Raw genomic sequence first — 17,463 nt, 5'->3', positions numbered from 1 at the left:
CCTTCAACGACAAAGCCTTCCGGAGCAGCCCTTGGCGCTCACGACAAAACTGTTGCTGATCATCCTCGACGGCGTGCCCTACCGGAACTGGCGCCGGCTTATGGGCAATCTCGAAGGCTGGGTGCTCTCGGGCGAGGCACAGGTCTGGAAGATGCGCTCCGTGCTGCCGTCGACTTCTGCCTGCTGCTACGCCTCGATCCACACCGGCGTGTCGCCGCAAGTGCACGGCATCCTGTCCAACGAGAACCGCTTTCGCGTTACCCAGCCGGATATCTTCTCCGAGGTCAGCAAGGCCGGCGGCAAGACGGGTGCGGTCACCCACTCCTACTGGTCCGAATTCTTCCGTGCCTATCCGTTCGACCTGGTCGAGGACATGGAGTTCGATGAACCCGGCGGGCCGATCACACATGGCCGCTTCCACACCATGACCGGCTACAATCTCAGGAACCAGATGACGCCGAGCGATGTCGATTTGTTCGCCACGCTGACCATGCTGACCAAGCGCCACGGCATCGACTACGGCATCCTGCACACCTGCACGCTGGATTCGATGGGCCATCGCTTCGGCCATGACTGCCACGAGATGGACCATGCCTGCTATGCGATGGACGGCATGCTGGCCGCCTTCCTGCCGCGCTGGCGGGAGGCCGGCTATGAGGTGATCGTCACCGCCGATCACGGCCAGACCGACCGCGGCCACCATGGCGGCCATGATGACGAAATGCAGGATTTTGCGCTGTACTATTTTGGAGCCGGCAAGGGGCCGCAGCCCGACACCCTGCTCGACCAGTTGCAGCTGGCGCCGACGGTGCTGAAGCGGCTCGGCGTGCCGGTGCCGGCGACGATGAAGGCGAAGCCGTTTTTGGATTGAGGGGCTCTTCCTTCTCCCCTTGTGGGAGAAGGTGGATTGTCGCGAAGCGACAAGACGGATGAGGGGTGTTGGAAGAAACACGGCGCGAAAATATTGAGGGATTTAAAGCGCTTATTTCTTCATCGTAGCGATCCGTCCAGCACCCCTCATCCGTCTCGGCGCTGCGCGCCGATCCACCTTCTCCCACAAGGGGAGAAGGAAGAGCGCCCACCACTGGCAACACTTCCCTTCTTCGGCTAGCCTCCCGAAAATTCCTTTGGCGGAAGGATGAACCTTTTTGGATCGATCGGCGACAGAGCAGACAGGAGCCAGGCGGCTCGACCGGCCATGACGGCAGCGACGGAGACCGATCGCGCGCTTGTCGACCGGGTCGCGAAGGGCGACCGTGCCGCCGTTCGGCTCCTGTTCATGCGCCACCACGCGCGGGTCTACCGCTTCGTGGCACGCCAGACGGGATCGGAAATGATGGCTGACGATATCGCTAACGAGGTCTTTCTCGAGCTCTGGCGCCAGGCCCCTGGCTTCGAGGGACGCTCGGAAGTCTCGACCTGGCTGCTCGGCATCGCCCGCTTCAAGGCGCTGTCCTTGCTGCGCAAGAAGAAGGAAGACTGGATCGACGACGATGACGCGGCGCAGGTTCCCGACAGCGCCGACACGCCGGAAGTCACCACCATGAAGGAAGACAAGGGCGCCGCCTTGCGGCGCTTTGTCGATGCCTTGCCGGAAGAACATCGCGTGGTGATCGATCTTGCTTATTACCACGGGCAGTCGGTGACCGAGATCGGCGAGGTGCTCGGCATTCCGGTGGCCACGGTCAAGACCAGGATGTTCTACGCCCGCAAGAAACTCGGCGAAGCCCTCAAGGCCGCCGGTTACGACAGGGGGTGGCCATGAGCGCCGCTGAAAAGATGTCGCGCCGCGACGAAATGGAAACGCTGCTTCCGTTCTACCTGAACGGTTCGCTGGAAGGTTCGGAACTCGAAGCCATCGAGGAATGGCTGGCGAACGACCCGGCGGCGCTTGCCGCATTGGGCGAGGCCGAGGCCGAGTTCTCGGGTACCACGGCGGCCAACGAGATGATCCGCCCGCCGGCCGATGCGCTCAGCCGCTTTGCCAGGGCGCTCGACGCCGAGGCTGGTCCGGCACGCGCGGCACAAGGGTCGTCCTGGCTGGCGCAAGCCTGGGGCCGCTTCATGGCAGTGCCGGTCGGCGTCGCCTGGGCCGCGGCGGCGGTGCTGCTTGCGCTGGTCATGGTGCAGTCTTTTGTCCAGCCCGGCGGCAAGGGTAGCGATTTCGAGATTGCCGGCCAGGAAGACGATCTGGCGAAAATGCCGTTCGCGCTGGCCAAGTTCAAGCCGGATGCGAAGATGTCCGACATCGCGGCCTTTCTTGGCCAAAATGGGCTGAAGATTGTCGGTGGACCGACCGCCGACGGCGTCTTCCGCCTAGGCATCCCGGCCAAGACCGCCGCCGACTATGAAAAGCTGCTCGGCCTTATTGCCGCCCAGCCTTTCGCGGAAACTGTGATCGAAGGAAGGAAACCGGTTGATGGCGGCTAAGGCGGTCATTCGATGTGCGGCACTTCTTGCGGCGGCGATGACAATCGTCGCCGCGCCTGCCTTTGCACAGACCAATGATCCGAACCTCAGCCAGACAGAGATCGACTGCCTGAACGGCAAGAATGCAGCCGGCGCCGATTGCGCCAAGAGTGGCGGAACGCCCGGCGGCGCAACGCAGGCGGGCGCCGTCTTTCTGCCGGAGCTGATCGTCGACCTGTTTCCCAATCCAGTAGACGCTCCCGCGCCGGCGCCACCTGCCGATGCGCCGGCGGTGCCGGCGGCCGCGCCCGCCGGTCCGATCGTTCCGCCGATCGACCTGGTGGCGACCGAGCCGCCGCGCGCCGTCATCGGCGATTTCGTGCCCGACGAGGTGCTGGTGACGCTCGACGGCGATGCCGGCGCCGTTCAGCAGATCGCCACCTCTTTTGGCCTCCAGGTGCGTTCGCAACGCCAGTCGCGGCTGCTCGGCACCACGCTGGTGCGCTTCGGCATTCCCGACGGCCGCCCGGTGGGCGTCGTGCTGGCGCAGCTTGCCGCCGATGGCCGCACCCAGCGGCGCGAGCCCAACCATGTCTATTCGCTGCAGCAGGCGGCCGGCATCGTCAACTATGCCTTCGATCACATCGCCCTCGATGAGAAACAGGCGAGCGGTGAGAATGTGCGCATCGCCGTGATCGACACCGGCATCGACGACACCAATCCGGCGCTGTCCGGCGTCATTGCCGAACAGTTCGACGCCATGCCCGACGTGCCGGTCGAGAAGCGCGATCACGGCACCTCGATCGACGGGCTGATCGCCGGCGTCGGCGCACTGCAAGGCATGGCGCCGGGCGCCAAGATTTACCACGCCCGTGCCTTCGAGGGCGGCAAGTCGACGATGGACGTGATCCTTTCGGCGCTCGACTGGGCGGCGGACCAGGATGTCCGCATCATCAATATGAGCTTCGTCGGCCCCAAGAACGATCTGCTCGGCACCGCTTGCCGCAATGCGAGGGCGCTCGGCATCGTGCTGGTCGCCGCCGCGGGGAATAACGGACCGAAGGCGCCCTACGGCTATCCGGCCGCCTTCGACGGCGTCATAGCGGTCACCGCCACCGATGCCAAGGACGGGTTGATGCCGCAGGCCAATCGCGGCGCCTATGTCTTCATCTCGGCGCCCGGTGTCGAGATGGTGGCGCCGAGCGGCGCCGGCTCGGATGTCGTCACCGGCACCTCGTTTGCGGCGGCCATCGTCAGCGGCGCCGTCGCCAATCTGATCCACGCCGCGCCCGACCGCTCGGCCGACGAGATCGAGAAGGCGCTGGCTGACACAGCCAGGGATCTCGGTCCCAAGGGGCGCGACAATGATTTCGGCTATGGGCTGCTGGATACCAAGGCGGCCGAGGCGGCGAAGGAGTGATCCCGGGCGAAAGTCGAAATTCAGTCGACGTCGCGCGACCGGTTCAGAGGCTCGGACCTAACCGGACAGGACTTCCATCATGGAAGCGCGACAGGCGAAAGCGGCTGAGGTCGTGGCCGGTCTCGTTTCCCTGAATGAGGTCGGCAACGACCCGGCCGATTCCAGGCCCGATACCGAAGCCGTGACCGCTCATACCCGTCGCTACGAATAGACCGCCGACCGCCCGTACCTGATCCACAACAGGGACGACGTCGGGCATGGCGTCAATCATACCGCCCCAGCCGGCCTTTAGGCGAACCGTTTCGAACTGTCGGAAAAGCCGTTTGAAATTGCGTTCCACCGAACGCAGACCGGCGGGTTCAGGGGCCGGGTTGAGCACCCGCATTCTCTCGAAAGGACTCTGGGCATCCGGCGCCCAATCGCGCGGCGTCGACCAGCCGTCCGGGTAGCCTGATGGAGCGAACGGAAAATAGCGCGTCCCGAATGGATTGGCCCTGAGGGCGGGAAGGTATTGGGTCGCGTGCCGGAACGCGTCAGGCCCCAGGTAAAGCAAATTGCTGCCGCCCGGGGCGAGCGTGTATCCGCCATCCTGCCGGCGCCTGAAAGCGATGTGATCGTCAGCCGCCGCACCCGGATAGATCTCGGGCAGGGGCTCCGTCGCGGCCACAGTTACCCTGACGCTGAGCTGGGGAATGGAAACGCCGTGTCTCGCCAGGAACAGGGACGACCAGGCGCCGCCCGCGACCAGCACGGTGGAGGTCTCGATATATCCCGCCTCGGTCCACACGCCCTTGATCCTGCCGGCCGCGATGTCGAGGGTTCGCGCCGCGCAGTTCTCCACGATCCTGGCGCCTTTTCGCACGGCAAGCCGGGCAAGCGCAGGCACCGCCAACCAAGGCTCCGCGCGCATATCGGAGGGCGTCGTCATCGCGCCTTTGAACCTGCGCGACATGCCCTTGATGAGCTTCGCGGTTTCATCTCCGTCCAGGAGGCGCGTGTCGAGATCATGGATCGCGGCGATCTTCGTGAACGCTTCGAAGCCGGCCATGTCCTTGTCGGAGTTCGCCAGATAGGTCACGCCTGCCTGGGTCAGGCCGATGTCTTCGCCGCATTCCTCAGCCAGCCGCCGCCAAAGGCGAATGGCCTCGATGACGACAGGCAGTTCATCCGCGTCTCGTCCCTGCTTTCTGATCCAGCCCCAGTTTCGGGACGACTGTTCGGCCGCGACGCGTCCTTTTTCCAGCAGCGTCACCGGAATGTTCCGCGCTGCAAGGAAAAGAGCTGTCGTTACGCCGATAACACCGCCACCGACGATGACCACCTCCGAAGTCTTCGGCGGTGGGCCAAGATGCTGGATTGGATCCGTTTCGGGGAACGGGAATGTGGGCAAATGGCGCATCCCTGGGGGATTGGTCGATGGCTGTGGGCTACTGGTTGCCATCCTGTAGAAGCCAAATCAAGAGCGCCTGCAGGCAGATGCTAACCCGGCGCTCCGGCGACCGAGCCCCTGACCACCAGATCGACCGGCCAGACCTCGCCGCGGGCACCCTCTTCCAATCCGGAAATGCGCGCCGCCAACCGTTCGGCGACGCGCGCGCCGGCCAGCCGGATCGACGAACGCGTCGTCGACAGCGGCACGGAAAAGTTTTCCGGCTTCAGCCACGGAAAAACGTCATCATGGGCGATCAGCGACAGATCGCCCGGAATGGTCAGGCCGAGGTCGCGCACCGCGCGCACGACGCCGAGCGCCATGATCAGGCTGGAGCAGGCGATCGCCGTCGGCGCGTCGCCCTGTTCGAGCAGCCGCCTGGCGGCGCGGTAGCCATTCTCCTCGGTCATGGCGACCGAGCAGACATGGCGCTCGCCAAGCGTCAGGCCACTTGCGGCGAGTGCCCGGCGCACGCCGCGCTCGCGATGGATGGCGAAGGTCTCGCGGTCGTCGCCATTGATCAGTGCCAGCCGGCGATGCCCAAGCTGGATGAGAAGCCGTGCCGCCTCGTGAAAGGCGCCCTCATTGTCGATGTCGGTGAAGGGATAGTCGAAATCGAAGCCGTCGCTGCGGCCGTGGACAATGAAAGGGATGCCAAGCGTGTTGACCAGTGCCACGCGCCGATCGGCCGGCCGCGGCGACGAGATGTAGACGGCGTCGACCTGCCGGTTGGCGACGATACGCCGGTAGGTGGTCTCCTGGTCGTCGGCATCGGCGGGCGACAGCACCAGGTCGAGCTCGTGCGAGCGGGCATAGTCGCCGAGGCCGGAGAGGAACTCGACGAAATGCGGATCGATGTCGACGCTCGTTCCGGTCGGCAAGACATAGCCGATCATGCCGGTCTTGCCGGTCGCCAGCCGGCGCGCGCTGGGGTTGGGGCGGTAGCCGTGACGCTTGGCGGCATCCATCACCCGCCGTCGCGTTTCCTCATTGACCTCTGGGTAGCCGTTCAGGGCGCGGCTTACCGTGGTCTGCGAAAGCGCCAGCATATGAGCGAGCTGTTTGAGGTTCACCGGGAGGCCTCCAAGCCTCAAAGCGCTTTTAAAATTGAATCGATCTAGGCGCCATGGACAGCGCTGCCAAGCGCTCCGACCATAAGCACCGTTTCGGATGGGTTTGAAGTAGAATTTGCTGATGCACTGCCAAAAAAGCATGCTGCACTGCACTTTCGCTGTCTTTCTCTGCAAAAATTAAATCGATTAGCTTTTCACCCTCTTGACTTCCGACCGATTCAATGGCGAGATCAAAAAAGCCAAAGCGCTTTGGAAGACTCTCCGAGAGGTTGCGGTTCCTTTCTGACTGAGTCACAGTCCTGCAGCGTCGGCGGACGGAATGGAGGTTCCGTCCGGGTGTTTGTGACCACTGGGAGGAATACCGATGAAGAAAATGCTTCTGCTGGGCGCCGCGTTTGCCACGCTCGCCCTGAGCGCCCCGGCGCAAGCCGAATTGAAGTTCAAGCCGGGCGAAGACCCCCGCTTCAACTGGGCGAATTTCGAAGAGCTCAAGAAAGTCGACCTCAAGGGTGAGACGCTGACGATCTTCGGACCGTGGCGTGGCGAGGACGAGGGCCTGATCCGCACCGTTCTCGACTATTTCTCGGAAGCCACCGGCGCCGAGATCAAATACTCCTCGTCGGAAAATTACGAACAGCAGATCGTCATCGACACGCAGGCCGGCAGCCCGCCCAACATCGCCGTGCTGCCGCAGCCGGGCCTGATCCAGGATCTGGCGTCGAAGGGCCTGTTGACGCCGCTCGGCGACGACACCGCCAAATGGGTCAAGGACAATTATGGCGCCGGCCAGTCATGGGTCGACCTCGGCACGTTCAAGGACAAGGACGGCAAGCCGGGCTTCTTCGCCTTCCCCTACAAGGCCGACGTGAAATCGCTGGTCTGGTACTCGCCGGACAATTTCGAGGAAGCCGGCTACAAGGTTCCGAAGACGCAGGAAGAGCTCGCCGAGCTTGAAAAGAAGATCATCGCCGACGGCGGCACGCCGTGGTGCATTGGGTTGGGTTCGGGCGGCGCCACCGGCTGGCCGGCGACCGACTGGGTGGAAGACATCATGCTGCGCACCCAGACGCCCGACGTCTACGACAAGTGGGTGAAGAACGAAATTCCGTTCAACGATCCGGCCGTGGTCAACGCCATCGACATTTTCGGCAAGATCGCCACCGACGACAAGATGGTCGATGGCGGCGCCAAGGCGGTTGCCGCGACCGATTTCCGCGACAGCCCGAAGGGCCTCTTCTCGGTGCCGCCGAAATGCTACCTCCATCACCAGGCGTCGTTCATCCCGACCTTCTTCCCGGAAGGCACGAAAGTCGGCCAGGACGCGGACTTCTTCTACTTCCCGCCCTACGCCTCCAAGCCTGACCTCGGCACGCCTGTGCTTGGCGCCGGCACGCTGGCCATGATCACCAAGGATAGCAAGGGTGCGCGCGCCTTCATCGAATTCCTGAAGATGCCGCTCGCCCATGAGATCTGGATGGCCCAGGGCGGTTTCGTGACGCCGTTCAAGTCGGTCAACAAGGACGCCTATGCCAGCGACGCGCTGAGGAAGCAGGGCGACATCCTCGCCAATGCCTCGACCTTCCGCTTCGACGGCTCGGACCTGATGCCCGGCAAGATCGGCGCCGGCGCGTTCTGGACCGGCATGATCGACCTTGTCGGCGGCAAGTCCGCCCAGGATGTCGCCACCGACATCCAGAAGAGCTGGGACGCGATCAAGTAGGCAGCCGATTATCCGGCTGGACGTTCTACTACCCGATCCGGGCCATTGAGGGCCCGGATCCGACCGGCGGCCCGTGCCGCGGCGATTGTCATGAGCACATAGACATTCCGGCATGAAGCGCGATCGGCAAAGGGGGGACCCGCTTTGCCTGGCGATTGCGCTCTGAACAACTGAATCGGCGCATCTCAAAGCCAAGGGCGTTCGACTTTGGCCGATGCTGCGCAGGGGAGGAACCCATGGCGGCTCAGATTTTCTCGGCCATATTCGTCATCATCGTCGGCGTCGGCGGCTGCGTCGCCTATTTCTGGGGCGCCAACAAGCTGGTGGACATTATTTTCCCGTCGCGCGGCGTCCAAGGCGCAGCAGCCATCGACAATCTGCGCCGGCAAGGGCTGGTGCGGCCATGGCTGTTCGTCGGCCCGGCCATGATCATCCTGACCATCTATCTGATCTATCCGGTGGTCGAGACGCTGCGGCTGTCGTTTCTCGATCGCGGCGGCATTCATTTCGTCGGCCTGGCCAATTATGAATGGGCGTTCGGCGACCGCGAATTCCGCAACTCGATCCTCAACAACATCATCTGGCTGGCGGTGGTGCCGGCGGCCTGCACCTTCCTCGGGCTGATCATCGCCGTGCTCACCGACAAGATCTGGTGGGGAACGATCGCCAAGAGCCTGATCTTCCTGCCGTTGGCCATCTCCTTCGTCGGCGCCAGCGTCATCTGGAAATTCATCTACGAATATCGCGGCGAAGGTCAGGTGCAGATCGGCCTGCTCAATTCCATCATCCAGTATTTCGGCGGCCAGCCGCAGGTGTGGATATCGCTGCCGTTCTGGAACAATTTCTTCCTGATGATCATCCTGATCTGGATTCAGACCGGCTTTGCCATGGTCATCCTGTCATCTGCCTTGCGCGGCATCCCGGAAGAGACGCTGGAGGCGGCTGTCATCGACGGCGCAAATCCGTTCCAGATCTTCTGGAAGATCATGGTTCCGCAGATCTGGGGCACAATCGCCGTGGTCTGGACCACCATCACCATCCTGGTGCTGAAGGTTTTCGACATCGTGCTGACCATGACCAACGGCCAATGGAACAGCCAGGTGCTGGCCAATCTGATGTTCGACTGGATGTTCCGCGGCGGCGGCGATTTCGGCCGCGGCGCCACCATCGCCATCATCATCATGATCGCGGTCATTCCGATCATGGTCTGGAACATCCGCCAGGCGAACAAAGAGACGGGAGGGCATTGAAATGGCCGTCGCAACCGGAAACTCCTTCGCCAGCCGCTTCGGCGTCCACATCGCCGTCCTGATCTTCGTCGCGATATGGACCGTGCCGACGCTCGGCATTCTGGTCTCCTCGCTGCGCGACAAGGACCAGATCATCGCCTCGGGCTGGTGGAACTCGTTCTCCAGTTCCAGCCAGACTGAGGCCGGCCGGCTGCCAGCCGCCTCGGCGCAGGTCGAGAAGGACGGCAAGTTCGTCCTCCAGGGCAATATCTTCGGCGACGGCGCCGCCCGCAACATCAGCGCCTTCGGCGTCAAGTCGGCCGCGCCGACGCAGTATCCGGCCGGCACATCAGCCGATCTCGGCGACGGCGTGACCTTGCAGCTCAACGCTGACGGCACGTTCGTCATGTCTTCGCCCAAGGCTTTCGAAGGCGACCGTGGCCAGCGCGTCTATTACGCCTCATCAGCGCCGCCGAAATTCACCACCGACAACTACAAGACCGTGCTGTTTTCGGAAGGCATCGGCCGTTCCTTCATGAACTCGCTGACCGTCACCATTCCGGCCACCGTCATCCCGATCCTGATTGCGGCGTTCGCCGCCTATGCGCTGGCCTGGATGCGCTTTCCCGGCCGGGCCTTGCTGATTGCGGTGATCATCGGCCTGCTGGTCGTGCCGCTGCAAATGTCGCTGATTCCACTCCTGAAGCTCTATAACGGCGTCGGCTCTTTCTTCGGCATGCCGTCGAAGACCTATCTCGGCATCTGGCTGGCGCATACCGGTTTCGGTCTGCCCTTCGCCATCTACCTGCTACGCAGCTACATCGCCGGCCTGCCGCGCGAAATCATGGAATCGGCACGCATCGACGGCGCCAGCGATTTCGAGATCTTCGTCAAGATCGTCTTGCCGCTGTCGTTCCCGGTGCTGGCCTCCTTTGCCATCTTCCAGTTCCTCTGGGTCTGGAACGACCTTCTGGTGGCAATGGTGTTCCTGGGTACGGAAGCGGACCAGATCGTGCTGACCGCCAAGCTCAATGCGTTGCTCGGCTCACGCGGTGGTGATTGGGAAATCCTGACGACATCGGCTTTCGTCACCATCATCGTGCCGCTGATCGTGTTCTTCTCACTGCAGCGCTATTTCGTCCGCGGGCTGCTTGCCGGCTCGGTGAAAGGAGGCTGAGACAATGCAATCCGCTTTGAAGGCGACCTCGAAGCCCGATCTCGCCGTCGATCGCGACTGGTGGCGTGGTGCGGTGATCTACCAGATCTATCCACGCAGCTATCAGGACTCGAACGGCGACGGCATCGGCGACCTCAAGGGCATTATCGGCAGGCTGCCCTACATCGCCTCGCTCGGCGTCGATGCCATCTGGATCTCGCCTTTCTTCAGGTCGCCGATGAAGGATTTCGGCTACGACGTGTCGGACTATTGCGACGTCGACCCGATGTTCGGCACGCTGGCCGACTTCGACGCCCTGACCGCCGAGGCGCACAGGCTCGGCCTCAAGGTGATGATCGACGAAGTGCTGTCGCATACGGCCGACAGCCATCCGTGGTTCAAGGAAAGCCGCTCAAGCCGCACCAATGCCAAGGCCGACTGGTATGTCTGGGCCGATGCCAGGCCCGACGGCACACCGCCCAACAACTGGCTTTCGATTTTCGGCGGCTCGGCCTGGCAGTGGGACACCAGCCGCCAGCAATATTATCTGCATAATTTCCTGGCCGAGCAGCCCGATCTCAATTTCCACAATTTGGAAGTCCAGGACGCGCTGCTCGACGTCACCCGCTTCTGGCTGGAACGCGGCGTCGACGGCTTCCGCCTCGACACCATCAACTTCTACTTCCACAGCCAGGGGCTGGAAAACAATCCGCCGCTGCCGCCGGAAGAGCGCAACGACCAGACCGCTCCGGCGGTCAACCCCTACAACTACCAGGACCATATCTACGACAAGAGCCGGCCTGAGAACCTCGCCTTCCTCGAACGCTTCCGCGCGCTTCTCGACGAATATCCGGCAACCGCGGCGGTCGGCGAAGTCGGCGATTCGCAGCGCGGGCTGGAAGTGGTGGCGGCCTACACCGCCGGCGGCAAGCGCGTGCACATGTGCTACTCCTTCGACTTCCTAGCGCCCGAAAAGATCAGCGCGGCAAAGGTGCGCTCGGTGCTGGAATCCTTTGGCAAGGTCGCCAGCGATGGCTGGTCGTGCTGGGCTTTTTCCAATCATGACGTGATGCGTCCGGCTTCGCGCTGGGCCGCCGGCGAGGCCGACGAGACCGCCTATCTCAAGGTCATCTCGGCGCTGTTGATGTCGTTGCGCGGCTCGGTCTGCCTCTATCAGGGCGAAGAGCTCGGGCTTGGCGAAGCCGAGCTGCAATTCGAGGATCTGCAGGATCCCTACGGCATCCGCTTCTGGCCGGAATTCAAGGGCCGTGACGGCTGCCGCACGCCGATGGTGTGGGATGCCACGGCCAAGAATGCCGGCTTCTCCTTGGCAAAACCCTGGTTGCCGGTGCCGGGAAAACACCTTTCGCAAGCGGTCAACGTGCAGCAGGGCGACGACAGCTCGCTGCTCGAGCACTACCGGCGCTTTCTCAGCTTCCGCCGCCTGCACCCGGCGCTGGCCAAGGGCGATATCGAGTTCATCGAAAGCGAGGGCGATACCGTCGCCTTTACGCGGCGCGAAGGCAACGAGCAGATCGTCTGCGTCTTCAATCTTGGACACGAGCCGGCAGCGATCGGTCTCGGCGACCGATCACTGCAGCCTCTGCCTGGACACGGATTTTCGAAGCAAGCCGGGGCCGGCACCATCCGCCTCGGTGGCTACGGGGCCTGGTTCGGGCGTATCGACTGAAATTTGCCAAAGAAATTCACTGGGAGGAAATCATGGCCGATGTCACGCTAAGACAAGTGAAGAAATCATACGGCAATCTGCACATTCTGCACGGCATCGATCTCGACATAAAGTCGGGCGAGTTCATCGTCTTCGTCGGCCCTTCGGGTTGCGGCAAGTCGACCTTGCTGCGGTCCATCGCCGGGCTGGAGGAAATCACCTCCGGTGAACTCAAGATCGCCGGCGAGGTGGTGAACGACGTACCGCCGTCGAAGCGCGGCATCGCCATGGTGTTCCAGTCCTACGCGCTCTACCCGCATATGACCGTCTACGACAACATGGCGTTCTCGATGAAGATCGGCAAAGAGAACAAGGCCGAGATCGACCGGCGCGTGCGCCAGGCGGCGGAAATCCTGCAGCTGACCAAATATCTTGACCGCTTGCCCAAGGCGATGTCGGGCGGCCAGCGCCAGCGCGTCGCCATCGGCCGCGCCATCGTGCGCAATCCAAAAGTGTTCCTGTTCGACGAGCCGCTGTCCAACCTTGATGCGGCACTGCGCGTCGCCACCCGCATCGAGATCGCCAAGCTCAAGGAATCGATGCCCAACACGACGATGATCTACGTCACCCACGACCAGGTCGAGGCGATGACGCTGGCCGATCGCATCGTGGTACTGAAAGAGGGCCATATCGAGCAGGTCGGCACGCCGATGGACCTCTACAAGAAGCCCGGCAATCTGTTCGTTGCCCAGTTCATCGGCTCGCCGGCCATGAACATCCTGCCGGCGACGATCGAAACAACCGGTAATTCGACTGTCGTCAGCCATGTCGGCGGCCGCAAGGCGACGGTGCCGATCGCCACGCCGGCTTCAGCGAAGGGTGCTGCGGTAAGCTTCGGCGTGCGGCCGGAGGATCTGGTGGTCTCCACCGGCGCCGATTATCTCTTCGAGGGCAAGGTGGACTATGTCGAGCAGCTCGGCGAGGTCCAGCTCATCTATGTGGACATCGGCCGCGCCGACCTGCCGCTGGTGACCAAGCTGCCCGGCAATGTCGAGGTCAAGCGAGGGGCGACGCTGCGGCTGAGCGCGGATGGCGGAGACCTGCATATCTTCGATGCCGACGGACATTCCTTCGCGCTGCACAGGCCGGAAGCAAAGGCGGCTTGAGGCGACTGGTCCGTGTCAACAAAAAAGAGCGGCGGGCCAGGCCCGCCGCTCTTTTTTCTGGAGATCTACTTCGGCTGTTAGCGGCCGAAGAGGTTCCGGTCGCTGCCCTGCGGGGCAGACTTCTGGACGTCGCCCGACGAGTTCAGCAGCTTGTAGACCGGCGAGCCGGTGTTGCGCACCGAAGACGTCTGCGTCTTGTCGACGTTGACGGTCGCCTGCTGGTTGATGTCGGTCCCGCCAACGCTGTCGTTGTGGGCATAGGCGCTGCCGGCGGCAATCATGAGAGCGGCTGCGGCAAGAACAATCTTCTTCATTTCAAGTCTCCTGAATTTTCGTATTCCAGCAAGCGGCGAAGCGCTTTGCCGGGATCGGCCTAGTTGTGGCCGAAGAGGTTGCGGTCGCTGCCCTGAACGACGGGCTGCTTGTCAGCCGGAGCCGACTTCTGGATGGAAGCCGTGTACGAGCTGTCGACAGCCGGGACGGCCTGGTTGGCGCCGAAGTGGTCACTGCCAGTGGCAAAGGCGCTGCTGGTGATGGCCAGAACGGCCGCTGCGGTAAGAACGATCTTTTTCATTTTAAGTACTCCTGAATGTCTGAATTCCACCAAGGCGGCAGGGCAAACCCGCCGTCCGTTGGGAATCGGCTGTTAGTTATTGCCGAAGAGATTGCGGTCGCTGCCCTGAACGACGGGCTGCTTGTCGGCGTGCGCCGGCTTCTGAATGGAAGCCGTGTACGAGCTGTCGACCGAGGCGGCAGGCTGGTTCGCACCATTGGAACCAAAGTTGTCGCTGCCAGCGAAGGCGCTGCCGGTGATGGCCAAAACGGCGGCGGCAGTGAGGATGATCTTTTTCATTATTGGTACTCCAGTATCTTAGTTCATCAGTCCGTCTAGCGGCGTGTCTTGGAAGGAATTCGCGTCGTTCGGACAGCCCCGATGTGGGCGAGGCCAGTGCCCGTTTCCAATCACGAAGTTGTTCCGCGTGGACCATGGCTCTGCACCTTGAAATTGTACCAAAGCCTCCTACACTTTCTATTTTAGCGAATAATTTCAATATGTTATTCTATTCCACCCATGAGCCAGCTGACGAATTGGCAAACCAGCGTTCACACCGTCCTGCACGCTCTGTCAACAGAAACGAACCGTTCGGTTCGATTTTAGAAACCACTAATAGTCACTTTTCGAAACTGTTAACTGTTTTTGACCCTGCCGCCGGGCGAATCAGATGCGCGGAGCGGCGGGTCACGACCGGTGAAAGGCTGGGTTCGCGTCACAAATCCTGGCCGGTGCGTTTTTCACCTATGGTGTCGCGCCGCATGGATGCGATGTCGCTTTCATGCCGATGGCGCGTCGGCCGTCGTGATTAGATGATGGCATCTCAGGTGCCGCTTCGTGACGATGGAGCGGAGAATTGGGAAGCCGGTCAAAGCCCGGCGCTGCCCCCGCAACGGTGGTGGAGATCAAGTCGCAACGGGAGACCACTGGGCCACAAGCCTGGGAAGGTGTCGCGACCGTCCGCAAGGACACTCCAGAGCCCGGAAACCAGCCCGAGATAGCTAGACTCGACTGATCGCGGTGGGCGGTCAAGAGGTGGATGGTGCATGCCGGCCGTGGTGCCGGATTGCGACCGGTCTTTCCTCCATCACCACCAAGTTCAGTCCTTTAAACACGAGGACAGGACATGGATGCGCGCAACGACATGCTGAGGCTCTTGCACAGCCGCAGGGAAGGCTATTCGCTCGAACAGCCCTTCTATACCGATCCCGACTACTTCAAGCTCGACATGGAGCTGATCTGGTATCGCGACTGGCTGTTCATCGGTCATGATTGCGAATTGCCGAAACCGGGCAGCTACATCACCGCCCAGGTCGGCGACTATCCGGTGGTGCTGGTGCGCGACCAGCAAGGCAAGATCAACGCTTTCCACAATTCCTGCCGCCATCGCGGCAGCCGCGTCTGCAACGCCGAGAAAGGCACGGCGGCCAAGCTGGTCTGCCCCTATCACCAGTGGACTTACGAACTGGACGGCCGGCTCCTGTTCGCACGGCAGATGGCCGATGGTTTCGACAAGAGCCAGTTCAGCCTGAAGCCGGTGGCTTGCGAGAGTGTCGGCGGTTACATCTTCATCTGCCTGGCCAGGGAGCCGGCGGACTTCGCGCCGATGCGCGCCATGATCGAACCCTATTTGTTGCCGCACCGGCTGCGCGAGGCAAAGGTCGCCTTCGAATCAACCATCGTCGAAAAGGGCAACTGGAAGCTGGTCTGGGAGAACAACCGCGAGTGCTATCACTGCGCCGGCAACCATCCGGAACTGTGCAAGACTTTCCCGGAAGCGCCGACCGTGACCGGCGTGCAGGGCGCCGACAGCGACCCGGAAATGCTGGCGCACTGGGCGAAGTGCGAGGCGGCGGGCCTGCCGAGCAAATTCCGCATCGATCCCACCGGACAGTTTCGCGCCACCCGCGCGCCGCTGCTGCGCGACGCCGTCAGCTATACGATGAACGGCAAGCGCGCGGTGAAGAAGAACCTTTCCGACAGCGTTTCGGCCGACCGCATCGGCACTTTGATGCATTACCACTATCCGACGACCTGGAATCACATCCTCATCGACCACGCCGTCACCTTCCGCGTGCTGCCGATCAGCGCCACGGAAACGGCGGTGACGACGAAATGGCTGGTCCACAAGGATGCGGTCGAAGGCGTCGACTACGACCTTGCCGAACTCACCCATGTCTGGACCGAGACCAACGACCAGGACCGCCGCATCGTCGAGGAAAATGCCTTCGGCATTCTGTCGCCGGCCTATGAGCCCGGCCCCTATTCTGAGTTGCATGAGGGCGGCGTCATCCAGTTCGTCGACTGGTATGCCCGTTTCATCGAGCCGCGCCTTGCCGAGGGCGGCCGGCCCGCGCTGCGCAGCGTCGCCTAGCACATGGCGCCCAAAAGTGTTGAGCGGTTTTGGGATCACGACATGTGCAGAACAAAAAGGGTGAAGGGATGAATGCGATGACGGACCTTGGCCTCTACCGCCATCTCGACGAGATGGCGCCCTGGAACGACAGGCTCCAGGTGCTGGAAGTAATCGGCGTCAGCGACGAGGCGCCGGAGGTGAAGACCTTCACCTTCCGCTCCGACAACCAGACCTGGTTTCGCTACAAGCCAGGCCAGTTCGTGACACTGGAACTGCCGACCACTGAAGGCCCGCTGATGCGGACCTACACGCTGTCGTCCTCGCCATCGCGGCCGTTCTCGATTGCGGTGACGGTGAAAGCCCAAGCCGGCAGCATCGGCACGCGCTGGATGTTCGACAATTTGAAACCCGGCGTTCACGTGAAGGCTTATGGGCCGGCAGGCGACTTTTCGCTGCACAGCCACCCCGCGGCCAAATATCTGTTCATTTCGGCCGGCTCCGGTGTGACGCCGATGATGTCGATGCTGCGCTGGCTGAACGACTGCGCGCCGTGGACCGATGTCGGCTTCGTCAACTGCGCGCGGCGGCCCGAGGAGATCATCTTCCGCAAGGAGCTCGAACTGCTGGGAAGCCGCATGCCCGGCCTGTCGCTCGGCTTCATGATCGAGGAGCGGTCGAGCCGCGAAGGCTGGTTCGGCCATATGGGGCGGATCGACGCCATAAGGCTGCCGCTGCTGGCGCCGGACTTCCGCGAGCGTGAAATCTTCTGCTGCGGCCCGGACCCGTTCATGCGCGCGGTGCGGCAGATGCTGGAGGCCTCCGGCTTCGACATGGCCTATTACCATCAGGAGAGTTTTGCGGCCCCGGCTGTGGAAGAAGTCCCGGCTCCGTTCGCATCGCCGGCCGGCGGTGGAATCGAAGTGCCCGCCGACACTGTTACGCCGGTCCGCTTCTCGCTTTCGGATGTCGACGCCGAATGCGTTGCCGGCCAGACCGTGCTGCAGACGGCGCGCGCTTCGGGGGTGAGAATCCCTGCGGCCTGCGAGTTCGGCCTGTGCGGAACCTGCAAGGTCAAGAAGGTTTCAGGCGAGGTCGAGATGAGCCACAATGGCGGCATTCTCGATCACGAGATCGATGACGGCTTTATCCTCGCCTGCTGCTCAAGGCCACGGTCGGCGCTCGAGATCGAGGCCTGACAGGGCGGCGGATTGGCCGCCTGTTTTGCGTGTCGGCCTGGCCCTGGCCGGCGCTCTGTCTTGCCAAAGAACGGCCAAGTGGCTAGA

At 62.5% G+C, this 17,463-nt stretch carries 16 protein-coding genes and 1 riboswitch; of the genes, 11 read left to right on the top strand and 5 right to left on the bottom strand.

Going from position 1 to position 17,463, the window contains the following annotated elements:
- Positions 1-31: 31 nt before the first annotated feature.
- The 4 genes from AC1DXU_RS18765 (at position 32) to AC1DXU_RS18750 (ending at position 3,829) form a co-directional block, all read left to right on the top strand.
- Positions 32-871 (top strand): alkaline phosphatase family protein, encoded by an 840-nt coding sequence (locus AC1DXU_RS18765; protein WP_477371324.1) that lies wholly within the window; start codon positions 32-34, stop codon positions 869-871.
- A 327-nt stretch (positions 872-1,198) separates the two neighbouring features.
- Positions 1,199-1,765: a sigma-70 family RNA polymerase sigma factor gene (locus AC1DXU_RS18760; RefSeq protein WP_477371321.1), complete on the top strand. Its 567-nt coding sequence runs from the start codon at positions 1,199-1,201 to the stop codon at positions 1,763-1,765.
- A complete protein-coding gene (locus AC1DXU_RS18755; protein WP_477371318.1) occupies positions 1,762-2,430 on the top strand; it encodes an anti-sigma factor in 669 nt (222 codons plus the stop codon). Before AC1DXU_RS18760 ends, AC1DXU_RS18755 begins: the two co-directional genes overlap by 4 nt.
- Complete coding sequence (locus tag AC1DXU_RS18750) at positions 2,420-3,829, top strand: S8 family serine peptidase (protein WP_477371315.1); 1,410 nt, start codon at positions 2,420-2,422, stop codon at positions 3,827-3,829. Before AC1DXU_RS18755 ends, AC1DXU_RS18750 begins: the two co-directional genes overlap by 11 nt.
- A gap of 43 nt (positions 3,830-3,872) precedes the next feature.
- Here the strand turns inward: AC1DXU_RS18750 and AC1DXU_RS18745 are convergent, their stop codons facing one another.
- Entirely contained in the window at positions 3,873-5,219 is a 1,347-nt protein-coding gene (locus AC1DXU_RS18745; RefSeq protein WP_477371312.1) for an NAD(P)/FAD-dependent oxidoreductase, read from the bottom strand.
- Positions 5,220-5,308: 89 nt separating this feature from the next.
- On the bottom strand, positions 5,309-6,331 hold the full coding sequence (locus AC1DXU_RS18740; RefSeq protein WP_477371309.1) for a LacI family DNA-binding transcriptional regulator: 1,023 nt from the start codon (positions 6,329-6,331) through the stop codon (positions 5,309-5,311).
- Between the two features lie 364 nt (positions 6,332-6,695).
- Here AC1DXU_RS18740 and AC1DXU_RS18735 point away from each other — a divergent pair, with 364 nt between their 5' ends.
- From AC1DXU_RS18735 to AC1DXU_RS18715, 5 genes are all read left to right on the top strand, one after another.
- Entirely contained in the window at positions 6,696-8,051 is a 1,356-nt protein-coding gene (locus AC1DXU_RS18735; protein ID WP_477311130.1) for an ABC transporter substrate-binding protein, read from the top strand.
- A gap of 236 nt (positions 8,052-8,287) precedes the next feature.
- The gene (locus AC1DXU_RS18730) at positions 8,288-9,301 is read left to right on the top strand and encodes a carbohydrate ABC transporter permease (protein WP_477371306.1); all 1,014 of its coding nucleotides are present in this window, start codon (positions 8,288-8,290) and stop codon (positions 9,299-9,301) included.
- Position 9,302: 1 nt separating this feature from the next.
- Positions 9,303-10,457 (top strand): carbohydrate ABC transporter permease, encoded by a 1,155-nt coding sequence (locus AC1DXU_RS18725; RefSeq protein ID WP_477371303.1) that lies wholly within the window; start codon positions 9,303-9,305, stop codon positions 10,455-10,457.
- 4 nt (positions 10,458-10,461) lie between these two features.
- A complete protein-coding gene (gene bglA / locus AC1DXU_RS18720) occupies positions 10,462-12,126 on the top strand; it encodes a beta-galactosidase BglA (protein WP_477371300.1) in 1,665 nt (554 codons plus the stop codon).
- 32 nt (positions 12,127-12,158) lie between these two features.
- Entirely contained in the window at positions 12,159-13,271 is a 1,113-nt protein-coding gene (locus tag AC1DXU_RS18715; RefSeq protein ID WP_477371297.1) for an ABC transporter ATP-binding protein, read from the top strand.
- Positions 13,272-13,348: 77 nt separating this feature from the next.
- Here AC1DXU_RS18715 and AC1DXU_RS18710 read toward each other — a convergent pair whose 3' ends face one another.
- The 3 genes from AC1DXU_RS18710 to AC1DXU_RS18700 form a co-directional block, all read right to left on the bottom strand.
- Entirely contained in the window at positions 13,349-13,585 is a 237-nt protein-coding gene (locus AC1DXU_RS18710) for a DUF680 domain-containing protein (protein WP_477371294.1), read from the bottom strand.
- 59 nt (positions 13,586-13,644) lie between these two features.
- Positions 13,645-13,845, bottom strand: a complete 201-nt coding sequence (locus tag AC1DXU_RS18705) for a DUF680 domain-containing protein (RefSeq protein ID WP_477311118.1) — start codon at positions 13,843-13,845, stop codon at positions 13,645-13,647.
- Between the two features lie 72 nt (positions 13,846-13,917).
- A complete protein-coding gene (locus AC1DXU_RS18700) occupies positions 13,918-14,124 on the bottom strand; it encodes a DUF680 domain-containing protein (protein WP_477311116.1) in 207 nt (68 codons plus the stop codon).
- A gap of 508 nt (positions 14,125-14,632) precedes the next feature.
- Positions 14,633-14,834: riboswitch (cobalamin riboswitch) on the top strand.
- Between the two features lie 116 nt (positions 14,835-14,950).
- Between AC1DXU_RS18700 and AC1DXU_RS18695 the strand changes: the two genes are divergently transcribed.
- Positions 14,951-16,198 carry an aromatic ring-hydroxylating oxygenase subunit alpha gene (locus AC1DXU_RS18695; protein WP_477371291.1) on the top strand — a complete coding sequence of 416 codons (1,248 nt, stop codon included), beginning with the start codon at positions 14,951-14,953 and terminating at the stop codon, positions 16,196-16,198.
- A gap of 77 nt (positions 16,199-16,275) precedes the next feature.
- Positions 16,276-17,376, top strand: coding sequence for an FAD-binding oxidoreductase (locus tag AC1DXU_RS18690; RefSeq protein ID WP_477371288.1), 1,101 nt, complete (start codon positions 16,276-16,278; stop codon positions 17,374-17,376).
- Positions 17,377-17,463: the final 87 nt, after the last annotated feature.

This window comes from Mesorhizobium sp. P3_A10 (assembly GCF_056403175.1).
Note: the sequence above shows the minus strand (reverse complement) of the source record. Positions and strands in the feature narration are given on the sequence as shown.

Bases quoted from the DNA above. Each gene is read 5' to 3' on its own strand.
- AC1DXU_RS18760 (WP_477371321.1), top strand. From the start codon at position 1,199: ATGACGGCAGCGACGGAGACCGATCGCGCGCTTGTCGACCGGGTCGCG.
- AC1DXU_RS18755 (WP_477371318.1), top strand. From the start codon at position 1,762: ATGAGCGCCGCTGAAAAGATGTCGCGCCGCGACGAAATGGAAACGCTG.
- AC1DXU_RS18750 (WP_477371315.1), top strand. From the start codon at position 2,420: ATGGCGGCTAAGGCGGTCATTCGATGTGCGGCACTTCTTGCGGCGGCG.
- AC1DXU_RS18735 (WP_477311130.1), top strand. From the start codon at position 6,696: ATGAAGAAAATGCTTCTGCTGGGCGCCGCGTTTGCCACGCTCGCCCTG.
- AC1DXU_RS18730 (WP_477371306.1), top strand. From the start codon at position 8,288: ATGGCGGCTCAGATTTTCTCGGCCATATTCGTCATCATCGTCGGCGTC.
- AC1DXU_RS18725 (WP_477371303.1), top strand. From the start codon at position 9,303: ATGGCCGTCGCAACCGGAAACTCCTTCGCCAGCCGCTTCGGCGTCCAC.
- bglA (WP_477371300.1), top strand. From the start codon at position 10,462: ATGCAATCCGCTTTGAAGGCGACCTCGAAGCCCGATCTCGCCGTCGAT.
- AC1DXU_RS18715 (WP_477371297.1), top strand. From the start codon at position 12,159: ATGGCCGATGTCACGCTAAGACAAGTGAAGAAATCATACGGCAATCTG.
- AC1DXU_RS18710 (WP_477371294.1), bottom strand. From the start codon at position 13,585: ATGAAGAAGATTGTTCTTGCCGCAGCCGCTCTCATGATTGCCGCCGGC.
- AC1DXU_RS18705 (WP_477311118.1), bottom strand. From the start codon at position 13,845: ATGAAAAAGATCGTTCTTACCGCAGCGGCCGTTCTGGCCATCACCAGC.
- AC1DXU_RS18700 (WP_477311116.1), bottom strand. From the start codon at position 14,124: ATGAAAAAGATCATCCTCACTGCCGCCGCCGTTTTGGCCATCACCGGC.
- AC1DXU_RS18695 (WP_477371291.1), top strand. From the start codon at position 14,951: ATGGATGCGCGCAACGACATGCTGAGGCTCTTGCACAGCCGCAGGGAA.
- AC1DXU_RS18690 (WP_477371288.1), top strand. From the start codon at position 16,276: ATGACGGACCTTGGCCTCTACCGCCATCTCGACGAGATGGCGCCCTGG.